18 protein-coding genes are annotated in these 18,786 nt (G+C 54.7%); 12 read left to right on the top strand and 6 right to left on the bottom strand.

Going from position 1 to position 18,786, the window contains the following annotated elements; all coding sequences use genetic code 11:
• Positions 1-70: 70 nt before the first annotated feature.
• Positions 71-1,252, top strand: a complete 1,182-nt coding sequence (locus BJF95_RS20455) for an acetyl-CoA C-acetyltransferase (protein ID WP_075641341.1) — start codon at positions 71-73, stop codon at positions 1,250-1,252.
• Between the two features lie 237 nt (positions 1,253-1,489).
• Entirely contained in the window at positions 1,490-2,215 is a 726-nt protein-coding gene (phbB, locus tag BJF95_RS20450) for a beta-ketoacyl-ACP reductase (RefSeq protein ID WP_075641340.1), read from the top strand.
• Positions 2,216-2,402: 187 nt separating this feature from the next.
• On the opposite strand, the gene BJF95_RS20445 is transcribed toward phbB, so the two are convergent.
• Positions 2,403-2,660, bottom strand: coding sequence for a YMGG-like glycine zipper-containing protein (locus BJF95_RS20445; protein ID WP_075641339.1), 258 nt, complete (start codon positions 2,658-2,660; stop codon positions 2,403-2,405).
• A gap of 36 nt (positions 2,661-2,696) precedes the next feature.
• Positions 2,697-2,852 carry a DUF3309 family protein gene (locus tag BJF95_RS20440; RefSeq protein WP_075641338.1) on the bottom strand — a complete coding sequence of 52 codons (156 nt, stop codon included), beginning with the start codon at positions 2,850-2,852 and terminating at the stop codon, positions 2,697-2,699.
• Between the two features lie 466 nt (positions 2,853-3,318).
• Between BJF95_RS20440 and BJF95_RS20435 the strand changes: the two genes are divergently transcribed.
• The 4 genes from BJF95_RS20435 to BJF95_RS20420 all read left to right on the top strand — a co-directional run bounded on the left by BJF95_RS20435 (position 3,319) and on the right by BJF95_RS20420 (position 8,702).
• Complete coding sequence (locus BJF95_RS20435; protein ID WP_425348719.1) at positions 3,319-6,333, top strand: helicase-related protein; 3,015 nt, start codon at positions 3,319-3,321, stop codon at positions 6,331-6,333.
• 3 nt (positions 6,334-6,336) lie between these two features.
• A complete protein-coding gene (locus BJF95_RS20430; RefSeq protein WP_075641337.1) occupies positions 6,337-6,738 on the top strand; it encodes an RNA-binding S4 domain-containing protein in 402 nt (133 codons plus the stop codon).
• A 331-nt stretch (positions 6,739-7,069) separates the two neighbouring features.
• Complete coding sequence (fdxA, locus tag BJF95_RS20425; RefSeq protein WP_075641336.1) at positions 7,070-7,408, top strand: ferredoxin FdxA; 339 nt, start codon at positions 7,070-7,072, stop codon at positions 7,406-7,408.
• A 724-nt stretch (positions 7,409-8,132) separates the two neighbouring features.
• Complete coding sequence (locus tag BJF95_RS20420; protein ID WP_075641335.1) at positions 8,133-8,702, top strand: CarD family transcriptional regulator; 570 nt, start codon at positions 8,133-8,135, stop codon at positions 8,700-8,702.
• Between the two features lie 263 nt (positions 8,703-8,965).
• Here the strand turns inward: BJF95_RS20420 and BJF95_RS20415 are convergent, their stop codons facing one another.
• From BJF95_RS20415 to BJF95_RS20405, 3 genes are all read right to left on the bottom strand, one after another.
• Entirely contained in the window at positions 8,966-10,693 is a 1,728-nt protein-coding gene (locus BJF95_RS20415; RefSeq protein ID WP_075641334.1) for a chemotaxis protein, read from the bottom strand.
• Between the two features lie 166 nt (positions 10,694-10,859).
• The gene (locus BJF95_RS20410) at positions 10,860-11,066 is read right to left on the bottom strand and encodes a DUF1737 domain-containing protein (RefSeq protein WP_075641333.1); all 207 of its coding nucleotides are present in this window, start codon (positions 11,064-11,066) and stop codon (positions 10,860-10,862) included.
• Between the two features lie 4 nt (positions 11,067-11,070).
• On the bottom strand, positions 11,071-11,952 hold the full coding sequence (locus tag BJF95_RS20405; RefSeq protein WP_075641332.1) for an HpcH/HpaI aldolase/citrate lyase family protein: 882 nt from the start codon (positions 11,950-11,952) through the stop codon (positions 11,071-11,073).
• Positions 11,953-12,065: 113 nt separating this feature from the next.
• Here BJF95_RS20405 and BJF95_RS20400 point away from each other — a divergent pair, with 113 nt between their 5' ends.
• The 4 genes from BJF95_RS20400 to BJF95_RS20385 all read left to right on the top strand — a co-directional run bounded on the left by BJF95_RS20400 (position 12,066) and on the right by BJF95_RS20385 (position 15,279).
• Complete coding sequence (locus BJF95_RS20400; RefSeq protein ID WP_075641611.1) at positions 12,066-12,299, top strand: hypothetical protein; 234 nt, start codon at positions 12,066-12,068, stop codon at positions 12,297-12,299.
• Positions 12,300-12,400: 101 nt separating this feature from the next.
• Positions 12,401-13,006 (top strand): 3-isopropylmalate dehydratase small subunit, encoded by a 606-nt coding sequence (gene leuD, locus BJF95_RS20395; protein ID WP_075641331.1) that lies wholly within the window; start codon positions 12,401-12,403, stop codon positions 13,004-13,006.
• Between the two features lie 180 nt (positions 13,007-13,186).
• A complete protein-coding gene (gene leuB, locus BJF95_RS20390) occupies positions 13,187-14,299 on the top strand; it encodes a 3-isopropylmalate dehydrogenase (RefSeq protein ID WP_075641330.1) in 1,113 nt (370 codons plus the stop codon).
• Between the two features lie 146 nt (positions 14,300-14,445).
• Complete coding sequence (locus tag BJF95_RS20385; protein ID WP_075641329.1) at positions 14,446-15,279, top strand: phosphatase PAP2 family protein; 834 nt, start codon at positions 14,446-14,448, stop codon at positions 15,277-15,279.
• A 57-nt stretch (positions 15,280-15,336) separates the two neighbouring features.
• Here BJF95_RS20385 and BJF95_RS20380 read toward each other — a convergent pair whose 3' ends face one another.
• Positions 15,337-17,220, bottom strand: a complete 1,884-nt coding sequence (locus tag BJF95_RS20380) for an MFS transporter (RefSeq protein ID WP_075641328.1) — start codon at positions 17,218-17,220, stop codon at positions 15,337-15,339.
• 264 nt (positions 17,221-17,484) lie between these two features.
• Between BJF95_RS20380 and BJF95_RS24580 the strand changes: the two genes are divergently transcribed.
• Positions 17,485-17,619, top strand: a complete 135-nt coding sequence (locus tag BJF95_RS24580) for a hypothetical protein (RefSeq protein WP_280950454.1) — start codon at positions 17,485-17,487, stop codon at positions 17,617-17,619.
• Positions 17,620-17,729: 110 nt separating this feature from the next.
• Positions 17,730-18,764 carry an aspartate-semialdehyde dehydrogenase gene (locus BJF95_RS20375; protein WP_075641327.1) on the top strand — a complete coding sequence of 345 codons (1,035 nt, stop codon included), beginning with the start codon at positions 17,730-17,732 and terminating at the stop codon, positions 18,762-18,764.
• Positions 18,765-18,786: the final 22 nt, after the last annotated feature.

Raw genomic sequence — 18,786 nt, 5'->3', positions numbered from 1 at the left:
GCGTTTGACTTCTCTGATCAGCTTTGCCAGTCTCCGAGGCGAGGATACGGACACCCGAGGAGATACCCACATGACCACCCCTTCCATCGTTATCGCCAGTGCCGCGCGCACAGCGGTCGGCTCCTTCAATGGTGCCTTCGCCTCTGTGCCCGCCCATGATCTTGGGGCTGCAGCCATCAAGGGCGTTCTGGAGCGCGCAGGCGTTGATGCCGCAGAAGTTGATGAAGTGATTCTCGGGCAGATCCTGACAGCCGGGCAAGGCCAGAATCCTGCGCGCCAGGCTGCCATGAAAGCAGACATTCCGCAGGAAAAGACCGCATGGGGCCTCAACCAGCTTTGCGGCTCCGGCTTGCGCGCCGTGGCACTTGGCATGCAGCAGATCGCTATGGGTGACGCCTCCATCATCGTTGCAGGTGGTCAGGAATCCATGTCGCTTTCGCCCCATTGCGCCCATTTGCGCGCGGGCACCAAGATGGGCGACATGAAAATGATCGACACCATGATCAAGGATGGCCTGACAGACGCCTTCTACGGCTACCACATGGGCGTCACCGCCGAGAATGTTGCCCGCCAGTGGCAGTTGACCCGCGATGAACAAGATGCCTTTGCCCTCGCATCTCAAAACAAAGCCGAAGCCGCGCAAGTGGCAGGCAAGTTCAAGGATGAAATTATCCCCTTCACCATCTCGGGCCGCAAGGGCGACATCATCGTTGATGCAGACGAATATATCCGCCACGGCGCAACTCTGGAGAGCATGACCAAGCTGCGTCCAGCCTTCGACAAGGAAGGCACTGTTACTGCGGGTAACGCATCCGGCCTGAATGATGGTGCGGCAGCTGCCCTTTTGATGACAGAGGCGGAAGCCGTTCGCCGCGGAATCCAGCCTCTGGCCCGCATCGCGTCCTGGGCAACGGCTGGCGTTGATCCAAAGATCATGGGCACGGGCCCCATTCCCGCCTCGCGCAAGGCGCTTGAAAAAGCGGGCTGGAGTGTCACCGATCTGGATCTGGTTGAGGCCAACGAGGCATTTGCGGCCCAGGCTTGCGCCGTCAACAAAGACCTTGGCTGGGACACATCGATCGTCAACGTCAACGGCGGTGCCATTGCCATCGGCCACCCGGTTGGCGCGTCTGGTGCCCGCATCTTGAACACACTTTTGTTTGAGATGAAGCGCCGTGGCGCGAAGAAGGGCTTGGCAACCTTGTGCATCGGTGGCGGTATGGGCGTCGCGATGTGCCTGGAAGCAATGTAATACTCGGCACCATTCCATCTGAAATTTGAACTCTTGCCACCGCGCGAAAGCGCGGTCGGCGAAGCTTTTTTTAAAAAAGCAGGGCAAGATGAGAACGCGGCGATAGAGCATCGGCCGAAAAGTGAGAACCGGTTTTCGGATCAATCCGATTCACAAACAAAAACTGAGAGCATAGGGTCAAGTCCGATTTTCGATCCGACGCTCTCGTCCGGACAAGAGACACAGGGAGAGCAGAGCATGAGCAAAGTGGCATTGGTTACAGGCGGCACACGCGGAATTGGCGCAGCTATTTCGGTGGCGCTCAAGGCGGCTGGCTATAAAGTTGCGGCCAACTATGCGGGCAACGATGAAAAAGCCAAAGCTTTTGAAGCGGAAACAGGCATTGCCGTTTTCAAATGGGATGTCTCCAGTTACGAGGCAAGCGTCGAGGGAATTGCGGCGGTGGAAGCGGCGCTCGGCCCCATTGAAGTGCTGGTCAATAATGCGGGCATTACCCGCGACGGCATGTTCCATAAAATGACGCCCGAGCATTGGAATGACGTGATCGGAACCAACCTGACAGGTCTGTTCAATGTCACCCATCCCATCTGGAGCGGGATGCGCGATCGCAATTTTGGCCGCGTCATCAATATTTCATCCATCAATGGCCAGAAAGGTCAAATGGGACAGGCGAATTACTCGGCGGCCAAGGCTGGGGATCTCGGCTTTACCAAAGCACTGGCACAGGAGGGTGCCGCCAAGGGCATTACCGTGAACGCCATTTGCCCCGGCTACATCGGCACGGAAATGGTCCGCGCCATCCCCGAAAAAGTGCTGAATGAGCGGATTCTTCCGCAAATTCCGGTGGGTCGCCTGGGTGAACCGGAAGAGATCGCCCGGATTGTGGTGTTTTTGGCATCCGACGACGCAGGCTTCATCACCGGATCAACCATCTCGGCCAATGGCGGACAGTTTTTTGTCTAAAGCCTGTCGCAGCGAATAGGATTCACTGCGACAGGCTTTAGATCTTATTTTGTCGCATGTACGTTATCGTTTTATTGAGGACAATAAAACGCGATATGCTTTAGAACCGGCTTGAGACTCCAACATCTCTTCGGACATAAAAAATGCCGCAGTCTCCTGCGGCATTTTCTTGAAACTGCGTAGCAGATTAGCGGCAACGTGCTTCGTAGCGTTGGCCATGACGGCCACGATAGATGCAATAACCGCGCCGTTCCTGCGACTGACCAATAAGTGCACCAATAACACCACCGCCAACGGCACCAACAGCAGCACCACCCCAGGAATTGGTGGCAATGCCGCCAATTATCGCACCGGAGCCTGCGCCGATAGAAGCGCCCCGCTCTGTTGCCGTGCAAGATGCAATCAACGGCAAGATCATCGCCATAGCAATCACTGACTTTTTCATTGGATTTTCCTTCTCCCGACTACGCTTAAGAGGGGTTTATATGCGGCCCATAAGCAACAAAATGATGAGAATGACGACAACGAGGCCCAAGCCACCCGATGGGCCATATCCCCAACTCCGGCTATGACCCCAGGTCGGAAGTGCGCCGAGAAGCATAAGGATGAGAATAATAAGCAGTATTGTGCCCAACATCGAAGAGCCCCCTATTTTATTTCAGATACCGTGCTGAATCGCAGTCATAACGGCCCACCGCTCACTTTGTTCCGCCGCTGCATGACATTATTGTGAAGCAAGCAATTTCTAAAAAGCAAAACCCACCGTTTGCGCCTCTAAAATTAGATCGAGATCTCGTGCCCTCACGCGCGGCGTGCCCTCAGTGGCCACGATGACATGAGAGCGAACAAATCCTGAATCTGGCCAGGTGAGCGATTCGTCTCTGATTCGTTCGCAGGCTGTTCTTGCCGAGCGTGGATTGGCAGAAGGCACGAAGCCGCCGGAAATGCTCTTTCAAGCCACCGATCTGGTTAAAAAGCGCCGCTCATTCAATTCTTTCCTTGCGTTTCGCGCCTCGCATCGCCATGTGTTGCAGCGGATAGCGGTTGTAACAGCCGCATCTGTGAAAAGTGCAGTCCGGAGCGTGTATTTGACTTCGCAACCCATGATCCTGAGCGGTCGCAGCGTGATTGCTGTGCTGGGGCCGACCAATACGGGCAAAACCCATTACGCCATCGAGCGCATGATTGCCCATGGATCGGGTATGATTGGCCTGCCGTTGCGATTGCTGGCGCGTGAGGTTTACACCCGTCTGGTTGAGCGCGTGGGCGCAAACAATGTTGCCCTGATCACCGGCGAAGAAAAAATCACCCCGCCCAAAGCCAAATATTCCGTTTGCACTGTCGAGGCATTGCCACGCGAAACCAAAGTTGCCTTTGTTGCCATTGATGAAATTCAACTGGCGGGCGATCTGGAACGCGGGCATATTTTCACCGACCGCCTGCTGAATTTGCGTGGCCGTGAAGAAACGCTGCTGCTCGGCTCCGGCACCATGAAGCCAATTTTGCAGCAATTGCTGCCCGGCATCACGGTGATTGAGCGCCCGCGCCTCTCACAACTGTTTTACGCCGGTGAGAAGAAAATCACCCGCCTGCCGCAGCGCACTGCCATTGTCGCTTTTTCGGCCGATGAGGTCTATTCCATCGCCGAACTGATCCGCCGCCAGCGCGGTGGTGCCGCCGTGGTGCTGGGTGCGCTCAGCCCACGCACCCGCAATGCGCAAGTGGGGCTGTATCAGTCCGGCGATGTGGAATATCTGGTGGCAACGGATGCCATCGGCATGGGGCTGAACCTCGATGTCGATCATGTAGCCTTTGCCCAGGACCGCAAATTTGACGGCTATCAATTTCGCAATCTCAATGCAGGCGAGCTGGGCCAGATTGCCGGACGCGCCGGACGACACCTGAAAGACGGAACGTTTGGTGTCACCGGCCGGGTTGATCCGTTCGATCCGGAATTGGTGGAGCGGCTTCAGGCCCATAATTTTGATGCGGTGAAAGTGCTGCAATGGCGCACGCCACATTTTGATTTTTCATCGATTGCCAATCTGCTTCGCAGTCTGGATGCCCCACCGAGGGTGCCGGGCCTTGCCCGCGCCCTGCCCGCCATCGACCAGCAGGCACTGGAATTTTTGGCCCGCTATCCCGAGGTTCAGGACCTCGCAAACACGCCCGAGCGCGTTTCGCTGCTCTGGGATGCTTGCGCATTGCCCGATTATCGGCGAATAACCCCGGCACAACATGCAGATCTTATCCTCACCCTCTATTCGGATCTTGCGCGACACGGTACTGTGAATGCGGATTTCATGGCCGAACAGGTGCGCAGATCCGATCGGACAGATGGGGAAATAGATACGCTTTCTGCGCGCATTGCGCAGATCAGGACTTGGACTTATGTGTCAAACAGGCCAGGTTGGCTTGCCGATCCGACACACTGGCAAGAAAAGACGCGGGAAATCGAAGATCGATTGTCTGACGCGTTACATGAGAGGTTGACGAAACGCTTTGTTGATCGCAGGACATCTGTGCTCATGAAGCGCTTGAGAGAGAATGCGATGCTGGAAGCAGAAATCAGTGTAAACGGTGATGTGTTCGTAGAGGGACATCACGTGGGCCAACTCTCCGGATTCCGGTTTACGCCGATCTCTGGAACAGAAGGGCCTGATGCGAAGGCAGTGCAAACTGCCGCTCAAAAGGCACTTGGCCTGGAATTTGAGGCACGCGCCGCAAGATTGCACGCGTCAGGCAATAATGACATTGCCCTCGGCTCCGATGGCCTGGTGCGTTGGCTTGGCGATCCCGTTGCCCGTTTGGTTGGCTCGGATCACGTCATGCGTCCGCGGGTTATCCTGTTGGCCGACGAGCAACTGACCGGCAATGCCCGCGACCACGTCGTTGCCCGCATTGAGCGCTTCGTCAATCACCATATTTCCACCATTTTGAAGCCGCTGGATGATTTGTCCCGCGCTGAAGATTTGCAGGGCCTGTCCAAGGGGCTGGCCTTTCAGCTGGTTGAAAGCCTCGGCATTCTTTTCCGTCGCGATGTGACCGAAGAGGTCAAGTCGCTGGATCAGGATGCGCGCGCCTCCATGCGCCGCTACGGCGTGCGCTTTGGCGCTTACCACATTTTCATGCCAACCTTGCTCAAGCCGGCTCCTGCCGAATTGATCACGCTGTTGTGGGCCTTGAAAAATGATGGCCTGGACAAGCCGGGCTTTGGCGAGCTTATTCCGGTTCTGGCCGCTGGCCGCACGTCGGTTGTGACTGACCCCAGTTTTGAGCGCAATTTCTACAAGCTGGCGGGCTTCCGCTTCCTTGGCAAGCGCGCGGTGCGCATCGATATCCTCGAGCGCTTGGCGGATCTGATCCGTCCCCTTCTGCAATGGAAGCCCGGATCAGGTGCACGTCCAGATGGTGCTTATGACGGCCGCCGCTTTACCACCACCACGGCCATGCTCTCCATTCTGGGTGCCACACCCGACGATATGGAAGAGATCCTGAAGGGTCTTGGCTATCGCGCCGATGCCGTGAAGCCTGAAGAAGCTGCTGCGTTCCTCGCCGCTGAAAGCGGAGAAAAGACTGCAGACGCCGCCGCTGTCATCGAAGATGCAACAGAAGCCGACACGGCCAAGGAAGACGCGCCCGCAGAGCAGGAAGCTGCATCCACGGATACAACCGTGGCAGCCCCTGCCGCCGATCTTCTGGTCACACCGGACGCACCGGCTGAGCCAAAGCCTGTGCTGTTGTGGCGTCCAGGTGGTCGCAACGACAATCAGCGCCCTGTGCGTCAAGGTGAGCGCCGCAACAACGGTGGCAATCAGGCAGCACGCACGGAACAGAAGACAGAAGGCCAGCGTGAAGCGGGTGCCCGTGATGGCGCTCCCCGCGAAGACAGACGTCGCGACGGTGGCCACAATGGCAAACCGCGTGACCGCGACGGCCAGCGTGACAAGACGGCACCTCGTGGTGATCGTAATGACCGTGGCCCGCGCAAGGACCGCGATACCAAGCCTGCGCAGCCGCAGCGCTTTGAGGCCAAGCCGCCCCGCAAGGAAAAGCCGGTAGATCCGGATTCACCTTTCGCTAAGCTGGCTGCTCTCAAGGAGCAAATGAAGAAGTAAGCCATGAACGACAAACAGCCACTGATAGGTACGCCTCAGCGAATCGATAAGTGGCTGTTTTTTGCGCGCATCACCAAATCGCGCACTTTGGCGCAAAGCGAAATCTCGTCTGGCCATGTCACCGTCAATGGTCAAAAAATCCGCCAGCCCAGCGCTGTGGTTCGCCCCGGAGATCGGGTTGAGATCAAACTGCATCACAGAGACCTGATCCTGATTGTGCAGAAGCCCGGTGAGCGCCGCGGCCCCTATGAGGAGGCCAAGCTGCTCTACGATGACATTTCGCCCCCACCCGAACCGCGCGACCCCTTTCTCAGCGGTGCCAACGCCCAAAGAGAACCCGGAGCCGGGCGTCCGACCAAGCGCGACCGTCGATTGCTGGATCGCTTGATGGACAGCGACGATTAGCCCGGAGCAGTTTGTTAGGGTTGAGACAACAAGGCTTTGCCGTTTTCTCGCCCACGAACGTTATCATTCAACGGCCACGGTTGAATGCGACATGCCAGAGGCACCCAAAGCCGCCTTTCAGAGTGGCAAGAGATGGGTTTTAGGAAATTCTACCCCGCCGTGATCGGCTTGGGGATGATTTATTCTTGCTAACACGCGCAGAAAGCATTAGCTCACTGCCCTGTGGAAAATGCATGCGTTGCCCTCAACGCGGAGCATTCCTCTCAAAAGTTATTTTGCCAAGACTTAGTTTGCCGAGACAAGGCCATTCTAGAGACCTCTGGAGTACCGCATGACGTATATCGTGACCGACAACTGCATACGCTGCAAATATACAGATTGCGTGGAAGTGTGCCCGGTTGACTGCTTCTATGAAGGCGAGAATTTTCTGGTCATCAACCCGGATGAATGCATCGACTGTGGCGTTTGCGAACCGGAATGTCCGGCAGAAGCCATCAAGCCAGACACGGAACCAGGCTTGGACAAGTGGCTGAAGATCAACGCCGACTACGCCCAGAGCTGGCCGAACATCACCACCAAACGGGATGCCATGCCAGAAGCCAAGGAAATGGATGGGGTTGAAGGCAAGTTCGAGCTTTATTTCTCGGAAAAGCCCGGCGCTGGCGACTGATTTAACCTGCGCCCCTTTGGGGGACAGACTTTATGCGAAAGATTGCCGCAACGCAGTGCTGCGCGGCAATTGAGAAAATGTAACGGTCTCATCAGATGTTAGCCCATGCCTTGGCCCGATTGAGGCAAGGCTTGGGTGGCAGCGTGTTGTGACGCCCTTACAAAAACTTTGAGAATTATTCGCAGATGGCACTGCTGATAACTTTGGCAAGCTTGTGATTTTGTGACAGCTGCTATGCGTTTTTCCACAGCAAAAGAGTATTTTACATTTTACGCACGTAGTCGTATGAATATGGTCAGGCCCACAAACGAATCAGTAGAATAAAAATAATACAATAAATTCAAATAATTATAGATTTTCTGAAGAAAGACAGCATACCGTTTGCAAAAACGCGGTTGGAGAATCTCCTACCGAGCAAAGAACTCAACCGTCAAGACGCGATTGGGTAGCAAAACATTGATTTCCTCACATTTTTATGCTATACCTCTAAAACTGTTCCACCGTTAGGGCATTTTTGTGCCCAAACCTACCACGAAAGCCAAAAAATCCACCCAAGTTTAATCTGTGACAATTCAACCTTGCCGGTTAGGTCGCTGATTGAATCATTTTTGTCTTGTTTTGGTTGGACCAGCATGGAGTCACCCGACGGTTCCCCCGTCTTATCCGGACCGTCCGGCCCGGTGTCGGCTGATGTCGATACAGTAACAGGGAGTTTTTAAAGCGAATGACGACCCAGCAGAAAAAATCTTCAACGCGTCAGGGCTTCAAGACCGGTGAGGCAATCGTTTATCCGGCTCATGGCGTCGGTACGATCACCGCAATCGAAGAGCAAGAAGTCGCGGGCATGAAGCTAGAGCTTTTTGTAATCGATTTTGACAAGGATAAAATGCGCTTGAAGGTGCCAGTCACCAAGGCTGTCACCATTGGAATGCGCAAGCTTTCCGAGACGGATTTCGTCGAACGTGCATTGAAAGTCGTTCAGGGCAAGGCCCGGGTCAAGCGCACCATGTGGTCGCGCCGCGCGCAGGAATATGATGCAAAGATCAATTCCGGCGATCTGATTTCCATCGCAGAAGTCGTGCGTGACCTCTACCGCGCAGAGCACCAGCCGGAACAGTCTTATTCCGAGCGTCAGCTTTATGAAGCAGCCCTCGACCGCATGGCGCGTGAAATCGCCGCCGTCAATAAAATGTCGGAAACCGAGGCTGTTCGTATGGTTGAAGTGAACCTTGCGAAAGGCCCAAAGCGCGGCAAGACCGTGGAAGAAGAAGACGCCCAGGAAGAAGCTGCATAAGCTTTACGCTCATGAGCAACAAAAAAACCCGGCAATGCCGGGTTTTTTTGTGCCTTTGCAAAGGCTGACAGAAGCAATGCTTCATGCCTGTTTAAAAAATTTCAAGCCTATTGCGTATTTCTTGAAATCGGGTTCGATTTAAGCTGAACATTATCATAGAAAAAGGCCTTCTTTATGCGTTTTATAAAAACGCATAAAGAAGGCCGTCGTCCATCGGTGCAAAAGGTGAGAGCCTGTTTTGAGATCAACCGGCTCAAAGCATGTTAAAATAGCGCATCGGCAAAGAGTTGATCATCATCCGCAGCAGCCGAAACGCTTGCTGTATCTCCCGCAAAGCCATTGCTGATCGGCAGGAAGCGTGTGTGAATGTCACGCTCCTGGGCCATGGTGTAGATTGCGTAGATCCGCTGACTTAGCGGCTGGGCGATGGCAGAAATAGCCTCCACCGGCAATAACTCGCCGCGTGAGCGGTCAGCAATTTGCAAGCAATCAGAAAGCAAGCCGCCAAGTTCACGCTCAAAATCCAGAGTGGTAACGGCAGAGCTGATGCGATTGAAAACAATTTGCCCTTCCGAACCAAAAGCCTCAAGGCCCTTTTCCATATCCGCGGAAACACTCTGAATAGCGCCCAGGGCTTCATTGAGCGGATCGTGGATATGGCTGATGTCGTCACTGTCATCGCGCGACAAAACGGCGGTTTCTTCCTCGACATCGCGCATGTCTTCGACAATCGCATCGGCTGGCGTTTCCAGCTTTGCTGCAAATGTGCGCAATTCACCACTGACAACATTGACCGATCGGCCCGCATCACCCAGACGCGAACAGCGCAGGTTGGAATTGAGCGCCATATAATGAATGTCCGTCTTGATCGCGCGGATGGTCTCAATCCCGGCCAGCAGTGCTTGCGCGGATTCTGTGACGGAACTTACAAACGAGTCAGACTCTTGCGAGCGATCCTGAACGCGATTGGAAAGCGAGCACGCATGGGTGATATCGGCCTCCATCTTGCGCAAAACGCTATGCTCGGCACTGCCACCCGATTTGTTGAGATCGTCACGCAGGGATAGGACATGGGCCGCATCGCTGGTGAAGCTCGACAGATTGACAAAAATGGCACTGCATTTCATGCGGAAATCATCAAGTGATTCCTGCAACTGCGCATGGGCCAGATGCGCCACGGCCTGCCGGACGCCATTGGCCAGAACAGGATCCTGCACAGACCCTTGGGCCAGAAACTCTTCGAGGCATTGGAACATGCTTTGCACATGCTCAATCCGCTGTCGGGTGATGTCGCCAATCTGCAATGCCGACAAAACCGTGCCAACCTTGGCTTGAATATTGCGGGTGACCGACTTCACATCATTGGCAATGGTGGTCATGGCCTGATGTTGGGCTGCCAATTGTTCGGAGCTTGCGTTGAGCGAGCTGACAATGGTGGGAATTGTTTTTCTGAAATCCGTCAAAATGCTGTCAGAAAACGCCCTGGCCGTGTCAAGCTGGCCACGCATATGGGCCAGTTTATCCGCAAAACGATCGATTTCTTCCGCACCCGATTGAATACGCTCGCGAATTTCATCGGCAAAGCCGGAAAACTCATCCAGGCCCGCGCCGGTGATTTTCACGGTGATGGCAAATGTGCGCAAATAACGAATGGTCTCGCGCATTTCTTCAACATGCGATGAGGTGGATGCGCAGAGGCTCAAAATACGATCAAATGATGTTTGCCGCGCAATCGCCCGCTCTGGCAAAAGCGCAAGATCCGACACTGTCCGCCGCAAACCCTTGACCGTTTCCGAGGCCGTTTTACCGTCGAGAACACCTGTCAGATGATCCAGGCTCTCCACCAGACCATTGAGGATTTCGACGACCGATACCAGAACGGCACCGCCCTCGAGGAAAGACTTTTCAAGGCGGGAATGCGCTGTCGTGAGTTTGACCTCAAAATCAGTACGAGACCCTCTGGTCGGATGTGTCTTTAAAACTGCGTGCACGAAAACACCTCACGGGAGCGATATGCGCACACATTAGTCCCAATTCAAGAATGACAAGTAAATGCGGGCGAGAATTGGAAAAATAAAACAACTCAGAAATGCCACGTATTCTATGGGACTCGGAAGAGGGGTAAAGGGGCCGCGTGAACTGCGACCCCAATCACATTTATTGTTCACCAAGCTTCATCGACGGATCATACTCTTTGCCATGCACGGTCTTCACCACGGGCTGGCCACAATACATTGTGTTTGTTGCATGGTTGAACGACAGCGTCGGGGAGCCTGCCAGCTCCCAGCCCTTGTTCAGGGCATCGGTCACACGATGGCAAAAGGATGCATCATCAGGTCCGGTCAAAAAACGATACACTTTCATGGGTTTAAACCTTTCTATGGTCAAGGAGAGACAGTTTTGAAAGCAGGCGCTCAGCCTGCTCCGCGTGGAGACGTTCGATCATCCGGCCATTCTGGTTGATGATATTGAGATGAGCCGCCTCGGGTGCTGCAAAAGCCGCCACAAGAGCACGGGCATCGGCAATCTCCGCATCCGATGGGCCGAAATGCGAATTGGCAGCAGTAATTTGCGCAGGGTGGATCAGCATCTTGCCATCAAATCCCATGGCAGCCCCCTGCCCGCACTCGGCAGCAAAGACCGCAAGGTCTTTGAAATCATTCGACACGCTATCAATCACATCCAGCCCATAGGCGCGGGCGGCCAACACCACCTGCATCAACCATGGAATGAGAAAGTGCCGACCGGGCTCAGCCGGCACGCGGGTTTCCTTGCGCAAATCATTCAAACCAACCACCAGACACGCGAGCCCGACCTCTGCTGCCTTTGCTGCAAGGTGGCTCGCGTTCAAAATCGCTTTTGGTGTTTCAATCATCGCCCACAGGCGCACATCCGCATCGACATTATGGCGCAATGCCGTTAACTCGTCTGGCTGCTCGGTTTTGGGCAACAAAACAGCATCAGGACGGCACGCTCTGACCAATTCTAGATCAGCAGTGATGAAGCGCGTATTGCTGCCATTGACTCGGATAATCGCCTCACGGCCGTTCAAATCCTTGTGTTCAAACAGCTGGCGCAGATTGTCGCGGGCCTCGTCCTTCATGTCGATTGCCACCGAATCTTCAAGATCAAAGATGATGCCATCGCAATCCAGCGACAGCGATTTCTCCAATGCGCGCTTGTTGATAGCAGGAACGCTGAGGATGGAGCGGCGCAATCGCGCAGATGGAGCGGCACTGGACGTCGACATGGCATGTTATCTCTAAAAGGGAGCAAAGAGGCTGCGACAATAGATGCGACTTTATTACCCCTTGTAACCCATCAGGAGAAGTCCCACCTTGTGATCATGAAAGGATTATCATGATGCAAAATCTTCGTGTTTTCGGATTGGTTGGTCTCGGTGTCGTGGCTTTGATGTCAACAGCGGTTCTCACCGTCTCTATAACATTGATTGCAGGTGCGATCTTGAGCGCAACACTGGCCTTTCGCATGTTGACGCTGAGGCAAAAGCCGGTGCCTGTCCATGCGCGTCGCCGTGATGAGGCCAAGCCCATGCGCGTTTGGAACGACGGCCGCGGCACGATCATCGATATGTAAGGTGTGCTTACAGCTGATTTGTAAGTTTCTCCTTCAAATCCGGTCGATTTTCCGCTATGCGGAGGAAAATTGTTCCGTCACGCCGAGCGAAGGTCACGTCTATGGATAAATTCACCAAACTCACTGGGGTCGCAGCGCCATTGCCGGTTGTTAATGTCGACACCGACATGATCATCCCGAAGGATTACCTGAAGACGATCAAGCGCACCGGTCTCGGCACCGGCCTGTTTGCCGAAGCCCGCTATCTCGACGACGGCTCTGTGAACCCTGATTTCGTGCTCAACAAGCCCGCCTATCAGAACGCCAAGATCCTCGTCGCTGGCGATAATTTCGGCTGTGGCTCTTCGCGCGAGCATGCGCCATGGGCGCTTTTGGATTTCGGCATTCGCTGCGTCATCTCCACCAGCTTTGCCGATATTTTCTACAACAACTGTTTCAAGAATGGCATTTTGCCCATCGTGGTCGGCCCAGAAGATCTGGAAAAGCTGATGGATGATGCCCAGCGCGGCTCAAACGCAGTCTTGACCGTTGATCTGGAAACCCAGGAAATCACCGGCCCGGATGGCGGCACCATCAGCTTCGAGCTTGATGCTTTCCGCCGTCATTGCATGTTGAACGGTCTGGACGACATTGGTTTGACGCTGGAAAAAGCCACATCCATTGCAAGCTTTGAGAAAACCAACGCACAGAGCCGCCCTTGGGCTTAATGCCGACAGAATAGAGACTTAAAGCAAAGGCAGGTCGCAAGACCTGCCTTTTTTCATGGAATTTACAGCATTTATGCGTACCGCATCGCCCCGGTCTGTCCTTGAAATGCTGTACCGGGAGCGATAAAACGCCCGCAATCCTGTTTCCCGCACAATCGTGCACCAACGAGGTTTACGCTCATGACAGTCCGCAAGCTTTTCCTTCTTCCCGGCGACGGCATTGGGCCGGAAGCCATGAATGAAGTTCGCAAGATCATCTCCTATATGAACGCCGAGCTTGGCGGCACGTATGAGACGGATGAAGGTCTGGTTGGCGGCTCCGCCTATGACGCCCATGGCGTGGCGATTTCGGAAGAGGACATGGCCAAGGCCATGGCTGCAGACGCTGTGCTGTTTGGTGCTGTTGGTGGCCCGCAGTGGGATGCCGTGCCTTACGATGTGCGTCCAGAAGCAGGTCTCTTGCGCCTGCGCAAAGATCTGGAGCTGTTTGCCAACCTGCGCCCTGCCATTTGCTATCCGGCGCTGGCCTCGGCCTCTTCCTTGAAGCCAGAACTGGTTGAAGGTCTCGACATTCTGATCGTGCGCGAGTTGACCGGCGGCGTTTATTTTGGTGAGCCAAAGACCATCACCGATCTCGGCAATGGCCAAAAGCGCGCCATCGACACGCAAGTCTACGACACCTATGAAATCGAGCGTATTTCCGCCGTTGCTTTCGAGCTGGCCCGCACCCGTAAAAATGCCGTGTGCTCGATGGAAAAGCGCAACGTCATGAAATCCGGCGTGTTGTGGAACCAGGTGCTCACCGAACTCCACAAGGCCAAATTTGCCGATGTGAAGCTGGACCACATGCTGGCCGATGCTGGCGGCATGCAGCTGGTGCGTGCGCCCAAGCAGTTTGACGTGATTGTCACCGACAACCTGTTTGGCGATATGCTGTCTGACGTTGCCTCGATGCTGACCGGCTCGCTCGGCATGTTGCCATCTGCCTCGCTGGGTGCGCCAGATGGCAAAACCGGCCAGCGCAAGGCCATGTATGAGCCTGTGCATGGCTCTGCCCCCGATATTGCTGGCAAGGGCATTGCCAACCCGATCGCCATGATCGCATCCTTTGCCATGTGCCTGCGTTATTCGTTTGGCGAAGTCGCTCAGGCCGATGCCTTGGAGAAGGCCATTGCCAATGTTCTCGACCGTGGCATTCGCACAGGCGACATCATGGCAGAGGGCTGCAAACAGGTTGGTACCGTTGAAATGGGCGACGCAATCCTCGCCGAATTCAAATCTTTGATGCAATAACAACAATATTGTTGCATCGCTCTCTTTGCATAGTTTCAAGAAAAACCTCCTTGGAAATAATGTAAAAAGAGCGATGCGACGTCATATGCCTTGTAAATTGACCTGCTAGAGCTGCTTTCGGCGGGTTATATTACAGGGGAACAGGAATGAACGCAATTTTTGCGCGATTTCGAAAGCGGGCACGTTGTCGTCTGCTCATGCAGCAAAAAATCGACAGCCAAATTCTTGCCCTTATCAGCTTGATTCCCCTTGCGGCCCTTGTGTTTGATGCCGCCAGCGGCCACGCTGGCCGCCTTGCAAACCCCATCTTGCTGGCGCTTGCCGCCACATTCACCCGGTTTGGTGAAGCAGACTGGTGCCTTGTCATCAGCCTCGTTCTGGTGCTTGAAGCGAGCGCCGTGTCGCATCTGGCCAAAACGCTGCGGCACCGCTGCCACGCCCTGTTTGTGACCAGCATCGGCGTTTATGCGTTCCTGACGATTGCTCTGTCAGGCCTCTGTGCAAATCTGCTCAAAAGAGCCATTGGCCGTGCAAGACCCAACTCATTTCTCGGCGCTGGCCCCTTTGATTTTTCGCCCTTTTCGAGCAACGCGCGTTTTGAAAGCTTTCCCTCGGGCCATGCAACAACCATTGGTGCCTTCTGCATGATCGCGGCGCTGCTTGTGCCAAAATACCGCCTGCCTTTTGCCATCACCGCGCTCTGGTTGGGCATGACACGGGTTATGGTGGGTGCCCATTATCCCAGTGATGTTATCGCGGGTCTTTGTTTTGGCGCGGGCTTTGCCTGGATCATGGCCCGCCTGTTTGCCCGCTATGGTCTGGTTTTCCGCACGGACGAACAGGGAAGACCGGTTTTGCGGCAGAGGTTGCAAAAACTTGCTCCCGCTGCACCGAAAGATGCAATGACAGGCGTGGACGGCGGACAACCCAATAGAGAGAGAGTAGCGCCCGCGCGCTGTCCTCTTACTGAGCTCGCATAAAAAATGCCCGAAGGGTTTTTCTCCGGGCATCGATTTCCATAATAATCGTCGCTTTATTTAGCCATCAATATCATTATCCTTGGTTTCCTTGAGGAAAATCATGCCGATGACAAAAGTAATGCCAGCGATGATGATCGGATACCAAAGGCCGTAGTAAATATCGCCCTTGGCTGCACTCATGGCAAAGGCCGTTGCTGGCAGCAGACCACCGAACCAGCCGTTGCCGATATGGTAGGGCAAAGACATGGCGCTATAGCGAATGCGGGTCGGGAACATTTCCACCAGCATGGCGGCAATGGGTCCATAAACCATGGTCACATAGATCACCAGAACCGTCAGAATGGCAATCAGCGAGGTCCAGTTGACCCGTGCAGGATCTGCCACCATCTTGAAGGCACCGCCATTGGCAACGGTGTAGACGGCCATGTCTGGCGCTGCAGCCTTGGCGGCTTCATCAGCCGTCAGCAGCTTGTCGCCAACCAGCTTTGCGGTTGGCACCATGGTGTTCGCACCGGCCCGAACAGTCGCGGCATCCAGCTTCAGCTCAGGGTTTGCGGCAATGAAGGCGTCCAGCTTGCTGTCTGGTACGCGCACCGAACCACGCACCAGCGGATAGCCACTGTCATGCAGCGCGATGTTGATTTTCTTTTGCAACACAGTGTCCAGCGCCTTGGCATTGGCGGCCGCTTTGACGGCATCATAGCTTTCAATCTGGCTATCGCCGATCTTGACGGTGGCTGTCGAACCCGCAGGCCCAGCCACAACTTCATAGGGCACCGAATTCTTGGTCAAAAGTGCTGTGGCAATATCGCAAGAGGTGGTGAATTTTGCAGTGCCGGTCGGGTTGAACTGGAAATTGCAATCTTTAGGATCGGCCGTCACCACAGCCTTGATGGTGTCTTGCGCCTGCGCCAGAGCCGGATTGCCCGCCCAGGTCATGGCCTTAAACAATGGGAAATAGGTCACCATGGCCAGCAACAGACCTGCCATGATGATGGGTTTACGACCGATCTTGTCGGACAGCCAGCCAAACACCACGAAAAACAGCGTGCCAATCGCAAGAGCAATCGCCACCATGATATTGGCGGCCTGCGCATCAACCTTCAGCACGTTTTGCAAGAAGAACAGCGCATAGAACTGGCCAGCATACCAGACAACAGCCTGACCGGCGACGGCACCGAACAGGGCAATAAGGGCAAATTTTGCATTTTTCCATTGCCCGAACGCTTCAGACAGCGGCGCTTTTGAGCGCGTCCCCTCTTCCTTCATTTTCTTGAAGGCGGGCGATTCGTTCATCTGCATGCGAATCCAGACAGAAACGCCTAGCAGGATGGATGACAGCAGGAACGGAACCCGCCAACCCCAGGCGGTAAAGGCTTCTGCGCCCAGCAGGGTCTGGATACCCAGAATAATCAGCAGCGACAAAAACAGACCCAGTGTCGCAGTGGTTTGAATCCATGAGGTGTAAAAGCCACGGCGACCGTGCGGCGCGTGTTCGGCCACATAGGTTGCAGCACCGCCATATTCGCCGCCCAATGCCAGGCCTTGCAACATGCGCAGCACAATCAGAATGATGGGAGCGGCAATGCCGATGGTGGCCGAACCGGGCAGGACACCGACGAGAAATGTCGATGCGCCCATGATAAGAATGGTGACCAGAAACGTATATTTGCGACCCACCAGATCGCCCAGACGGCCAAACACCAGCGCACCAAACGGGCGCACCAGAAAGCCTGCCGCAAAGGCCAGCAGCGTGAAGATATTGCGTGTGGTTTCGGGATATTGCGAGAAGAATGTTGCCCCGATGTAGATGGCAAGCGAACCATAGAGATAAAAATCATACCACTCAAAAACCGTACCGAGCGATGAGGCAAAAATAACCTTTCGCTCTTCGGGCGTCATGCTGCGAGGTGCTGCACGAGACACTGCGCCATTTGCCATTGCTGTTCCTCCAAAACAAGCTCTCCGAAGACCACGCCCCCTCCTCCAGGGTTTATGCGTCGATGTCGAATTCTCTCTAAACTGACAGAAATTAACTCAAACGCAGAGATATGCTTTCGACGCATGACTTTCGTCTAATATACATTAGCGCCCGCTTGTGCATCTGCGCCGATTTTACGGCACGCAGCCCGCCAAAATCGATGCAGTTTTCTTGACACGCGGAAAAAAAACGCTAAAGGCAAGGGGACATAGAGGAAATGTGGAATGCTTGCGTTCAGCTTTGATAGTGCTGCACACGATGCACTGGCAGACAATGCCGGTGTGTTTCATCGTGATGTGCGCATCGCATTTTCCCTTCCTTCCAAAACCACGGCCAAAACGACGACCAAAACCGTCTGACGTCTCTGGCCACCGCTCTCTCCCCGGCACGGCCGGGGACAAGGAAGGGCGCAAAGCTTGCGCGCTTCCCCCTCAACCAGCCCGAGGAGAGACAGAAAGAGAGCGAGATTATGGGTTTCAAAGTTGCAGTAGCAGGCGCCACCGGCAATGTAGGCCGGGAAATGCTGAATATTCTGGTTGAGCGCGGTTTTCCCGCCAGCGAAGTCGTGGCTTTGGCCTCGGCCCGTTCGCAAGGCACGGAAGTGTCTTATGGTGACAAGACCCTGAAGGTTCAGAATCTCGAAAACTACGATTTTTCCGATACCGATATTTGCCTGATGTCGGCTGGCGGCACCGTGTCGCAAAAGTGGTCGCCCAAGATTGGCGCGCAAGGTTGCGTTGTCATCGATAATTCCTCTGCCTGGCGTTATGATTCCGACGTGCCGTTAATCGTGCCGGAAGTGAACCCCGATGCCATTGAGGCGTTCAAGCGTCGCAACATCATTGCCAATCCCAATTGCTCGACAGCCCAGCTGGTTGTGGCATTGAAGCCATTGCATGATTTTGCCAAGATCAAGCGTCTGGTGGTGTCCACCTACCAGTCCGTGTCCGGCGCTGGCAAGGAAGGCATGGATGAGCTGTTTCAGCAGACCCGCGCCGTGTTTGTCGCCGATCCGATTCAGGGCAAGAAGTTTACCAAGCGCATCGCTTTCAACGTGATTCCGCATATCGATAGCTTCATGGAAGACGGCTACACCAAGGAAGAATGGAAGGTTCTGGCCGAAACCAAGAAAATGCTGGACCCGAAGATCAAGGTGACTTGCACGGCTGTGCGCGTGCCTGTTTTCATTGGTCACTCGGAATCGGTCAATATCGAATTCGAAAACGAGATCTCTGCGGATCAAGCCCGCGAAATCCTGCGCGAAGCACCAGGTTGTCTGGTGGTCGACAAGCATGAAGACGGCGGCTACATCACCCCGATTGAGTGCGCTGGCGAAGATGCCACCTACATCTCGCGCATCCGTGAAGATGCAACCGTTGAAAACGGCCTGAACATCTGGGTGGTTTCCGACAACCTGCGCAAGGGTGCCGCGCTGAACGCCATTCAGATTGCTGAATTGCTGATCAACCGCGGCCTGATCACGCCAAAGGCCAATGCGGCCTGAGGCTTTTGAGATTTGAAGCGAC

Origin of the sequence: Rhizobium oryziradicis (assembly GCF_001939045.1) — a bacterium.
GTDB lineage: Bacteria > Pseudomonadota > Alphaproteobacteria > Rhizobiales > Rhizobiaceae > Allorhizobium > Allorhizobium oryziradicis.
Note: the sequence above shows the minus strand (reverse complement) of the source record. Positions and strands in the feature narration are given on the sequence as shown.